11 protein-coding genes, 1 tRNA gene and 2 rRNA genes are annotated in these 10,016 nt (G+C 67.0%); 10 read left to right on the top strand and 4 right to left on the bottom strand.

The window, feature by feature from the left end:
- Positions 1–283 (top strand): 23S ribosomal RNA (locus TR33_RS24605); the annotation flags it as partial.
- A gap of 92 nt (positions 284–375) precedes the next feature.
- Positions 376–491: ribosomal RNA gene (rrf, locus tag TR33_RS24600) — 5S ribosomal RNA — on the top strand.
- A gap of 685 nt (positions 492–1,176) precedes the next feature.
- Here rrf and TR33_RS24595 read toward each other — a convergent pair.
- Positions 1,177–1,485: a hypothetical protein gene (locus tag TR33_RS24595; RefSeq protein ID WP_017536123.1), complete on the bottom strand. Its 309-nt coding sequence runs from the start codon at positions 1,483–1,485 to the stop codon at positions 1,177–1,179.
- Between the two features lie 329 nt (positions 1,486–1,814).
- On the opposite strand from TR33_RS24595, the gene TR33_RS24590 reads away from it, so the two are divergent.
- From TR33_RS24590 to TR33_RS24585, 3 genes are all read left to right on the top strand, one after another.
- On the top strand, positions 1,815–2,648 hold the full coding sequence (locus tag TR33_RS24590; protein ID WP_017536124.1) for a helix-turn-helix domain-containing protein: 834 nt from the start codon (positions 1,815–1,817) through the stop codon (positions 2,646–2,648).
- 233 nt (positions 2,649–2,881) lie between these two features.
- A complete protein-coding gene (locus TR33_RS27335) occupies positions 2,882–3,004 on the top strand; it encodes a DLW-39 family protein (RefSeq protein ID WP_014912962.1) in 123 nt (40 codons plus the stop codon).
- Positions 3,005–3,243: 239 nt separating this feature from the next.
- A tRNA-Ala gene (locus TR33_RS24585) sits at positions 3,244–3,319 on the top strand.
- Positions 3,320–3,421: 102 nt separating this feature from the next.
- Here the strand turns inward: TR33_RS24585 and TR33_RS24580 are convergent.
- Both TR33_RS24580 and TR33_RS24575 read right to left on the bottom strand, forming a co-directional pair.
- Positions 3,422–3,607: an NAD-dependent epimerase/dehydratase family protein gene (locus tag TR33_RS24580; protein WP_017536125.1), complete on the bottom strand. Its 186-nt coding sequence runs from the start codon at positions 3,605–3,607 to the stop codon at positions 3,422–3,424.
- Positions 3,604–4,515: an EamA family transporter gene (locus TR33_RS24575; RefSeq protein ID WP_042285773.1), complete on the bottom strand. Its 912-nt coding sequence runs from the start codon at positions 4,513–4,515 to the stop codon at positions 3,604–3,606. The genes TR33_RS24580 and TR33_RS24575 overlap by 4 nt, the downstream gene beginning before the upstream one ends.
- Before the next feature lie 82 nt (positions 4,516–4,597).
- On the opposite strand from TR33_RS24575, the gene TR33_RS24570 reads away from it, so the two are divergent.
- The 3 genes from TR33_RS24570 to TR33_RS24560 all read left to right on the top strand — a co-directional run bounded on the left by TR33_RS24570 (position 4,598) and on the right by TR33_RS24560 (position 7,574).
- Entirely contained in the window at positions 4,598–5,476 is an 879-nt protein-coding gene (locus TR33_RS24570; protein WP_017536127.1) for a LysR family transcriptional regulator, read from the top strand.
- A gap of 815 nt (positions 5,477–6,291) precedes the next feature.
- On the top strand, positions 6,292–6,621 hold the full coding sequence (locus tag TR33_RS24565; protein WP_014912558.1) for a WhiB family transcriptional regulator: 330 nt from the start codon (positions 6,292–6,294) through the stop codon (positions 6,619–6,621).
- Positions 6,622–6,908: 287 nt separating this feature from the next.
- Positions 6,909–7,574 carry a DUF1707 and DUF4870 domain-containing protein gene (locus TR33_RS24560; RefSeq protein ID WP_026125292.1) on the top strand — a complete coding sequence of 222 codons (666 nt, stop codon included), beginning with the start codon at positions 6,909–6,911 and terminating at the stop codon, positions 7,572–7,574.
- A gap of 61 nt (positions 7,575–7,635) precedes the next feature.
- Here TR33_RS24560 and TR33_RS24555 read toward each other — a convergent pair whose 3' ends face one another.
- Positions 7,636–8,205: a hypothetical protein gene (locus TR33_RS24555; protein WP_017536192.1), complete on the bottom strand. Its 570-nt coding sequence runs from the start codon at positions 8,203–8,205 to the stop codon at positions 7,636–7,638.
- A gap of 247 nt (positions 8,206–8,452) precedes the next feature.
- Between TR33_RS24555 and TR33_RS24550 the strand changes: the two genes are divergently transcribed.
- Together TR33_RS24550 and TR33_RS24545 are read left to right on the top strand one after the other, a co-directional pair.
- On the top strand, positions 8,453–8,977 hold the full coding sequence (locus TR33_RS24550; RefSeq protein WP_017536129.1) for a peptidylprolyl isomerase: 525 nt from the start codon (positions 8,453–8,455) through the stop codon (positions 8,975–8,977).
- A gap of 42 nt (positions 8,978–9,019) precedes the next feature.
- Positions 9,020–9,919 carry a rhomboid family intramembrane serine protease gene (locus TR33_RS24545; RefSeq protein ID WP_193789628.1) on the top strand — a complete coding sequence of 300 codons (900 nt, stop codon included), beginning with the start codon at positions 9,020–9,022 and terminating at the stop codon, positions 9,917–9,919.
- Positions 9,920–10,016 lie beyond the last annotated feature (97 nt).

The following is a 10,016-nucleotide window of genomic DNA, read 5'->3' as shown; positions in this document are numbered from 1 at the left end:
GCTGTGCGCGTTGGAGACTTGAGAAGGGCTGTCCCTAGTACGAGAGGACCGGGACGGACGAACCTCTGGTGTGCCAGTTGTCCTGCCAAGGGCATGGCTGGTTGGCTACGTTCGGGAGGGATAACCGCTGAAAGCATCTAAGCGGGAAGCCTGCTTCGAGATGAGGTCTCCTGCCTCCTTGAGAGGGTAAGGCTCCCTGTAGACGACGGGGTTGATAGGCCGGGTGTGGAAGCCTTGTGAGGGGTGGAGCTGACCGGTACTAATAGGCCGAGGGCTTGTCCGCTGCAGATAATTGGATGTTCGCGCACATTTTTCACGGATTTTTCCCGTGTCCTGGTTGCCTGGTGGGTGGTCTGGGGTGTGGGGGTTGGTTTCCGTGGTGGTTATTGCTGGAGGGTCACACCCGGTCTCATTCCGAACCCGGTCGTTAAGTCTCTTTGCGCTGATGGTACTGCCCTGTGGTGGGGTGGGAGAGTAGGTCGCTGCCACGGTTTTTCTTGGAGGAAGGGGCGCCCCTGTTGTGGGGGTGTCCCTTTCTTTTTTGTGTGTTGGGGGGTGCCTTGGGGTGCCCCCCTTTTTTTGTGCCCGAAAACGGGAGCGGGGGTGGAGGGGCGCGGGTTCTCCGGGCTTCGAGTCTCAGGAGGGGTCCGTACCGCACCGCGGGGAAGGTCGTCACGACTCGGGGGGAGCAGGGGCGGACCGCGGAGGAGTGAGGCGACGGCACCGAGAACACCGGGGCCGCCCGGCCGGAGAACGTCTCGATGAGGGTGGACCCTCGCCGGGCGCCGGCTCCTCCAGGAGGAGGGCATGAGGGGAGAGGGGCCGGGGTGTCCGGGGGGCGGTTCAGGGAAAGGGCGGTCCGTGTTCGGCGCATCATCGAGGGACGGGCGGGGCTTCCTCGCCCGTCCGTCCTGGGAAGAGTCTCCGGACGACCCGCGCTCGAGAGGCGCTACTGGTCGTCGTCGACCTCCGGAGCGTCGATGAGCTGCCGCAGCAGCGCAACGAAATCCTCTTCGCTCATCGTCGACCAGTCCACGTGCTCGTTCATGTTGAGCGGTCTCCCCAAACTCGCGAGCGCTAAGCCTCGATGGCTCTGATCGCTCGGCGAAGTCCGGGTGAACTCGCTATCGTCGCAGGTGGAGACGGTGGCCGGAAGAGGCCGGCCGTTTCGTGTGTTCAGACGCGCTGCTGGAGGGCTCCTCGGCATTCGGGGCAACGGCAGCGCTTGTTGTACCCGGTCACGGTCCCGTGCGGCAGGGAGGGGTCCCTCTGCTCGGTGAGGGTGGCGTCCAACTGGTCGCCGAAGGCGGTGAGGATACGGGCGGTCGCGAACACCTGTTTCGGGTTGATACCGAGTTCCTCGGCCGCGTCGTCGATGTGCTTACCCATGCGGAGTTTCGCGATCAGCCGTGAGCGGGTGCTCGGCGGCATGTCGGCCTCCGCGTTAGCGATCAGCTGCTCGGCGTCGTCAAGCGGGTAGCTCATGGATTTCCTCACGTGTGCGGGTACGCCCGCCGAAACGGGCACCTCAAGCATCGTACGTGCCCCACGGAGTATCCCGGGATGGTCGTTCCGGGTGATGTCCGAGAAGTCGAGAAGGACGAATGAGCCCGTGAGCGGGCCATGTGACTCCTCTGTACGTCACTTCCTTCACACATCGTAACAAGAGGAGTAATTCCGGCGCTATGTGTCGAAGTTCCTCCTTCTTCGCGAACGAAACGACCGCTGTTTTCTAGAGACGCATTGCTAGATCCTAGAGAGCGTGTTTTTCTGGTGGGACACCCCCCCCGACACTCGGCCATTGGATCAGTGTTATGACCAGTCCCACGGTCCGCCGACGGCGCCTGTCCGCCGAACTCCGCCGCCGCCGTGTGCAGGCCGGCCTGACCCTCAACGACGTGGCCGAGGAACTCGAATGGTCCCCGGCCAAACTGGGCCATATAGAGACGGGCATCCGTAAGTGGCCCTCCGTTATGGAGATCTCCGCCCTGCTGAGGTTGTACGGGGTCACAGGGGGCCAAAGGGAGGCCGTCCTGACCCTGGTGCGCGAATCCCGCCTGCGGCCCTGGTGGACCGAGTACGAGGACGTCCTGTCCTCCGCCTACGTGGGGAACGAGGCCGGTGCCGTGGCCCTGTGGACCTACGGGGGGATCCTCGTCCCCGACCTGCTCCAGGTGCCCGACTACACGGCCGTGGTGGCCCGGGCCCTGGGGCACGACGACCGCGGAGTGGAGAGGATGGTCGCCGCGCACCTCAAGCGTCAGGAGATCCTGGAGTCGAGCTCCTCGGTGGTCTATGACGCTGTCGTCGAGGAGGACGCGCTTCAGCGGGTCCACGGGGATCGCTCCGTGTTCCGTGCGCAGACCCGGCGGATCGTCGAACTCGCGTCCGGTTCCGAGCGCGTCACGGTACGGATCGTGCCGACATCGGCGGGTCCTCACACCGGTTCGGCCGGACCCTTCTCCATCATGGAGTTCGAGGAGGACGAGGCGGACCTCGCCTACGTGGAGGCCCCTCATGGGGGGACGGTCGTGGAGTCGGAGGAGGGGGTCCGCGCCTGCCGGAGGGTCTGGGAGGGGTTGTGCCGGAGCGCGGCCTCCCCCGAGGTGACGGTGGGGATCCTGCGTCGTATGGCGCTGCTCACCTGAGGGTTCGACCTGCCCTTGGAAGGCCTGAAACCGCTGTCCGGGAGGGGACGTGGCCGGTGAAGGAGGGGTCTTCGTGGGAAAGCCGGGGCGAATCGGTCCACCATGGCAGGGAACGCCCGCCACGACTTGCTAGTCTGCTAGGTGACAACCTCATAAAGTTGCCCTCGGTGCCCCGTCGCGGTGACGGGTGCCCGTGTGTACGACCGGTTTTCAACAGAGAAAGGGTCCGGACAGTGAAGAAGATCATCGTTCTGGCGCTGGTGGCCCTCGGGGCTTTCGCCGTCTACCGCAAGATCCAGGCGGACCGCGCCGAGCTCGACCTGTGGACGGAAGCCACCGCGGCCAGCGAGAGCTGATCGCGGACCCGACTGGCCGCCCGACAGGGGGCCGGTGGGTTTCCAAGGCGGGTCGACGGCGCACACCCGGTGTGTCGCCCAGGGTCCGCGAGTGACACGAAGACGTGGGTGGGCCGACGAACCCGTGGTGCGACCCACGGCTTTGTGCTGTGTCCGGCCCCCTGTCCAGTGTGCCGGACCACCCTCCGATGCGGGTATGCTCTGCATGGTGACCGGGCCTGGACCCGGATCCGAGAAACGGGGCCATAGCTCAGCTGGCAGAGCGCCGGTTTTGCATACCGGAGGTCAGGGGTTCGACTCCCCTTGGCTCCACCACAGAAGAAGACTGCTTCGAGCGTACGTGACGGGGATCTCCGATTCGGGATCCCCGTCACCTCGTTCCCGAGGGCCGGCGATCACCTGATCGCCGGCCCTCGGTCATCCGGTACGGACGACCGTGATGTGTCGTTCCCCGCCGGGGATCTCGATCTCGTCGACGACGGCGATGGCGAGGTCGCCGGAGGTGATCCGGGAGACGCCGGTGACCGTGTGGCCCCGATCCAGGGCCTCCTCCACGATCGCGGTTCCGGCCATGCCGGTGGCTCCGAAGACGGAGATCCTCATGAGGTGGGGGCCTTTCGTCGAGTGGTACGAGGGGTGATCTGGCCGGCGAGCATCGCGGCCAGGGCCAGGACGAACCCGGCGATCTGGAGAAGGGTGAGGCTCTCGTCCAGGAGGAGTGCTCCGAGAGCGGCGGCCACGAGGGGTGAGAGCAGACCGAGCAGGGCGGTGGCGGTCACCGGCAGACGGCGGATCCCCCCGAACCACAGGGTGTAGGCCATGAGCCCACCGATGAGTCCGAGCCACAGGTAGCCGGCGAGGGCCGGGGCGTCGACATGGACGGGGACGCCTTCGATGAGCAGGGTGGGGACGAGGAGCACGAGGCCTCCGGCGGTGAGCTGCCACCCCGCCAGGGTGAGGTCGTCGACGCCTTCGGGGCGTCCCCAGCGTTTGGTCAGGACGACGCCCGTGCCCATGGAGGCGGCCCCCGTGAGACCGGCGAGGACACCGACGGGGTCGAGGGTCGCCTCGGGGCCCAGGACCACCATTCCGATACCGGCCAGGCCGACGACGCCCCAAACGACCCGCCAGGCCGACCACCGTTCGTTCAGGAGCGCGACGACGAGGAAGGCCACGATGATCGGCTGGGTGGCGCCCAGGGTGGCCGCCACGCCCCCGGGGAGACGCTCGGCGGTCAGGAACAGCAGGGGGAAGAAGGCGCCGATGTTGAGGGTGCCCAGGACCGCGGCCTTCCACCACCAGTCTCCGCGCGGGGGTCTTCGAACGATCGCCAGGGCCAGGAGGCCCGCGGGCAGTGCCCGCATGAGGGCCGCGAACAGCGGGTGGCCGAGGGGGAGGAACTCGGTCGTCACGATGTAGGTCGTGCCCCACACGGCCGGGGCGAGGGCGGTCAGCGCGGTCAGGCCGACTCTGCCCCCGACGCCCGTTTCGGGGGCTTCGGGAGTCGTCATCACGCACTCATCGTGCGGTCGGAGGTATCGATGAGTCCAACACATGCTTGTCATCGCATCGATCTCATATCAAGATCGATCTATGGAGCTGCAACAACTTCGCTATGTCATCGCCGTGGCCGAGGAGGCCAACTTCACCCGGGCCGCGGCGCGGTGTTTCGTGGTCCAGTCGGCGCTGAGCCACCGGATCAAGACGCTGGAGCGGGAGTTGGGCTTCGACCTGTTCGCCCGGACCAGCAGGAGGGTGGAGCTCACCGCGGCGGGGGAGGCCTTCCTGCCGGAGGCGAGGGCCGCCCTGGAGGCGGCCGAGCGCGCGGTCGCCGACGCCTCGGAGGCGGTGGGGCGGGTGAGGGGTCGGTTGAACGTGGGGGTCATACCGACGGTCACCGCCGTCGACGTGCCCGCCGTCCTCGGCCTGTTCCACCGGGCGCATCCGGAGGTCCGGGTCACCCTGCGGATGGGCGGTAGCGACGCGCTGGTGGAGGAGATCGTTCGAGGGGACGTCGACGTGGCCTTCCTCGGGCTTCCCGAGTCCCTCGAACCGCGCGGGGTCGCCTGGCGTCATCTGGGATCCGACCACCTCGTCGCCGTTCTGGCCGCGGAGCACCCCCTGGCCGAGCGTGCCGAGCTGAGGTTGACGGATCTGGAGGGGGAGACCTTCGCCGACTTCACCGCGGGGACTCCGGGGAGGGCCCAGAGCGATCTGGCCTTCGACGGCGCGGGTGTGCGGCGCGATGTGGCCTTCGAGTCGATGTCCGCCGACCTCATCGTCGATCTGGTCCGTCAGAACCTCGCCGTCACGCTTCTGGCGTCCCGTTACGCCCCTCGTGAGCGCGGGCTCGTCGTCCTTCCCGTGGTCGACGGGCCCTCCCGTGCCGAATATCTGTCCTGGAGCGATTTCAATCCGGGCCCCGCCGCACGCGCCTTCCTCGAACTGGTGGACGAGGCCCCTTCCGCATAGGGGCGGGGCGGTCGGCACGCTCCGATCCGAGAAAGCGCGTGTACGGCTTCGGGTGCCCCCATGGGCGGCCTCCTGTCTCCCGAGGTCGGAGCGGCGCTCTCGGGAGCTCTCAGAGGCCTTTCCCCGGCTGCGGTGGAGTCCGGGCCGAGTGATGAACGGATGTGGTGAAGCGGCCTTACATAAAGGTCCGCTTAAAACCCGGGAACGGGTCCTTCCGTCGGCTGAATAGGACTCTTCCCGTCTTCTGTGGACTATTTGTCGTGGTTACTAAACAGTAGTTCCAGGGGGGGTGGAGAGGGGGTGGGAAAAGGTGGGGGAGGGGGTTGCTCTAGGTGGCCGTGGAGGAGGGTCGCATAGCCCGATCGGGTGGGTTCACGGGAGGGCCGTCCGGTTCGACCAGGCCTGTCCGGACAGGCGGTCCGGGTCATCGGTGTTCCTGAAAGCGCAGGTCATTCAGGGGTTGTGCGTCTGGTTCGCGAGAGTTTCCGGTTTCTCTTCACTTGGTGCGCTCCTACCATATCCAGTGACTCTCCGTGTGTGTATGATGACACTTCCTGAGGAGGCAATGGTCCTACTGGGCCATATGAGAAATAGGCCTCTTGGGGCCTGTTGGTGAACTGGGACGATCCGTAGTTTCGACACCAACGACAACGAGGAACACAGCGCGCCGAAACGAACGACCCCCGAAGACGAGCCGAGCGGCCCCCGTTCGGCTTCGTGCATCGTCCTCGTGGCGGCCCGTTGGTCCCTCGTCCGCCGACAGCCGGTCGGCGGGTTCCGATCACCACACATGCTGATCTTGGGAGTGGGGCAACATGTGGAATGAGAAGATGGCGGCTCGTGCCAAATGCCGCGAGATCGACCCCGACGCACTGTTCGTGCAGGGAGCCGCGCAGAACCGCGCCAAGCTCATCTGCCGAGGATGCCCGGTCCGGACCCAGTGCCTGGCGGAGGCCCTGGACAGTCGGATCGAATTCGGCGTATGGGGCGGTATGACCGAACGTGAGCGTCGTGCTCTGCTGCGTAGGCGCAAGGACGTCACCAGCTGGTACGACCTCCTGACCAGTGCCGAGAAGCGTTACGAGGAGGAGAGGTCCCAGGAGGAGCCGGTGCGCAACGCTCCGGTCGTCGTCGCCGGGCACTGACCCGGGACGTCGAGGAGGGGAGCCTCGACGTCGATCGTGACGGGGATGTTCGCGTGAGGCCGTGGGGACGGCCGGGCGCGGGTTTCGAAGGGGAACGTTCCGACCTGGGACGGATCGACCCGGCCCTACGGGCCGAAGGTCGATGCCGCCTCCTCCTTTCGAAGGAGGGGCGGATCAGGGGAGGATCAGGGACGTCCCTCATGTACGCACTCGGCTCCATGCAGCATCATGGAGGAGGGCGCGACATTCTCGTACGGTCGAGCCCCACGCGGCTTTCGGGAGTGGGGATGACAGAGCAGAGTTCGCGGGACCCTCGGCCACGTCCGTGGAGTCCCGACGGTCCGCGACCACAGGTCCGGCTCACCCACCAGGATCGGGACGCCGTGGCCGAGGTCCTCCGAGAGGCCTATTCGAAGGGCCAATTGGAGGAGGACGAGTTCGACGAACGGCTCGACCGGGCCATGCGCGCCAAGGTCGCCTCGGATCTGGCTCCGCTCACGGAGGACCTCGGGGTCCGGCCCTTCACGGAGGGCGGGGCCCCGGGGCGACCCGGGGGCGAGGGCTTCGGCTCCAAGGGAGGCCGACGGCGTCCCGCCGCCGACCTTCGAGGGATGAGGACGGACAACCCCCTGGAGAAGGTCGGCTCGGGCCTGAGTCACGCGTCCGCGTACTTCTTCCCCCTGCTCGGTCCGCTCCTGATCCTGTTGATCAGTTCGGACAGCACGCCCTTCATGCGCAAGCACGCGTTGGAGGCCCTGAACTTCCAGCTCTTCTGGATCATCGCCATGGCGGTCAGCGCGGTGCTGTCCATCCTGGTCCTGCCGATCCTGATCCTGGTGGCCGTGGCGCTCGGAGGGCTCGTCCTTCCGGTCATCGCCGCCGCGACCAACATCATGGGGAACGGCTGGCGCTACCCCTTCACCTATCGGCTCATCAAGGGCGACGACGACTGACCCTCGTGTCCGGACCCCGGGTTCTCCCCGCGGCCCGGACACGAGGGTCGGGTTCGCGCTCTTACTCGCCGGACCTGCCGTTGGAGGAGGATCGGATCTTCTCCTTGGCCTTGGCCTTGGTCTCCTCGGCCTTGTCGGCCGCGTCCTCCGCGACGTCGGCCGCCTTCTCCTCCAGGTTCTCGCGGGTCTCACGGACCTGCTCACGGGCCTGGTCCAGGTGCTCCTGCCACTCGGCGTCCTGGGAGGCCTGACGCAGGCGGATGAGCGAGTACACGAGCACGCCGCCGACCAGGGCGGCGCCGCCGATCACGAGACCTCGGGGGATCCTCCGGCCACCGGCGCGGAGTCCGCGCAGACTACGGCGGCCCGGCTTCGGGTCGATCCGCTGGGCGGCGACGGTCAGCAGACCGGCCACCCGAGGGGCGACGGTGTCCTCGACGCGCTGAGCGGCGGTCTCCAGGCGGGGTGCGGTCCAGCCGCGGGCCTGGAGGAGCTTCACGGCCGCCTGGTCCCGTGCCTGATCGGCGTAGGGGCCGAGTCGGTCGGCCTGTTCCCGGGCCAGTTCCTGTAGGCGGGCGAGGGCGTCCTCGGCGTCCTTGCGTGCCTTGCGACGCTTGGCAGTGATAGGCACGTCGTCAGCTCCTTCGATCGTTCTCACCGGTTCGTACGGTCACTTCACCCGGCGGCCGACACGTTCCGGCCGCCTGAATGGTGCCGCCGGTCGTCCTTCCCTGTTATCCGGGTGTTATCTCAACATACGTCCTCTGCGTCTGTGATCTACGTTTCGACACCGTCCACGGTCGTCGGGCTTCCGGTGAAGCGCGCCGGTGGGCCGGGTAACGTGAGCACGTAATCTCACTCGAGCGAAAGGCACTGAGGTGTCGGACTCCACGGGTCAGCCCACCGCGCGGCTGAACACCTCCAAGGGAACCATCGTCGTCAAGCTGTTCGAGGAGCAGGCGCCGGAGACGGTCGCCAACTTCATCGGCCTGGCCGACGGTTCCAAGCAGTGGATGGACCCCACGACGGGCAAGCCGTCGAACAACAGCCTTTACGAGGGCACGATCTTCCACCGGGTCATCGACGGGTTCATGATCCAGGGCGGCGACCCGCTGGGCAATGGCCGCGGCGGCCCCGGCTACCAGTTCAAGGACGAGATCGACCCGAGCCTGCGCTTCGACCGTCCGTTCCTGCTGGCTATGGCCAACGCCGGTCCGGGCACCAACGGCTCCCAGTTCTTCATCACCGTCACCGAGCCGCACTGGCTCAACGGCCGCCACACCATCTTCGGTGAGGTCGTCGAGGGCGCCGACGTCGTGACCGCCATCAGCAAGGTCGAGACCGGCGCTCAGGACCGTCCGAACGAGGACGTCGTGATCAACAGCATCGAGATCACCCGATAACACGGGTATCGAGGTCAGACCCAGAGGAGTGACCAGCCGACCATGACCGCACCTCCCCCTTCCCCCGGGGCCTCGTCCGGCCAGGGAACGCCGCGTACCTGCTACCGGCACACCGACCGAGAGACCGGGGTCGGCTGCACGCGGTGCGGGAGGCCGATCTGCCCCGACTGCATGGTCGAGGCGGCCGTCGGCTTCCAGTGCCCGGCCTGTGTGGCCGAGGGGAACCGCAGGGTGCGGTCGGCGCGGACCACCTTCGGGGGCAAGGTCGTCGACAAGCCCTACGTGACCTGGTCGATCCTGGTCATGATGGTGGTGGGCTTCGTCCTCCAGCTGGGCACCTCCGTCCCGCTCGGCCAGGCCCTGAGCACACCTCTGGTCCAGCACTTCAGCATGTGGGGCCAGGGCGTCGTGTGGCACGGCGAGTGGTACCGGCTCATCACCGCGGCCTTCCTGCACGGGGGCGTCCTCCACCTGCTGTTCAACGGCTACGCGATGTACGCCCTCGGTCCGCAGTTGGAACGTTGGTTGGGGCACGGGCGTTTCCTGGCCCTGTGGGTCCTGGGCGCCCTGTCCGGTTCGGTGCTGAGCCTGATCGCCACGCCGAACCAGCCGTCCGTGGGCGCCTCCGGCGCGATCTTCGCCCTCTTCGGCGCGGTGTTCGTGATCGGTCGGCGTCTGCGGTTGGACATCCGGATGCTCCTGGTCCTGCTGGCGCTCAACCTCGGTATCACCTTCCTGGTCCCGGGGATCTCCTGGACCGCCCATATCGGTGGTCTGGTCGGAGGGCTGCTGATCGGGGCGGTCCTGGCCTATCTGCCGTCGAGTTCGGTCAAGGAGGGACGGCGCACCCTGGTGCACACGCTCCTCCTGGCGGCCTTCGGTGTTCTCCTGTTCACCCTGGTCGTTCTGGCCCCGAGACTGTGGATCCTGATCTACGGCTGACGTCCGGAAACGCGAAAGGCCCTCGGAGAACGTTCCGGGGGCCTTTCGTCCACATCCATGGCGGGCATGGTGCGACACGCAGAGTAGAGCTACCCAC

This window comes from Nocardiopsis alba, assembly GCF_000710955.1.
GTDB lineage: Bacteria > Actinomycetota > Actinomycetes > Streptosporangiales > Streptosporangiaceae > Nocardiopsis > Nocardiopsis alba.
The sequence above is the reverse complement of the archived record's forward strand: the minus strand, read 5'-3'. Positions and strand labels throughout refer to the sequence as shown.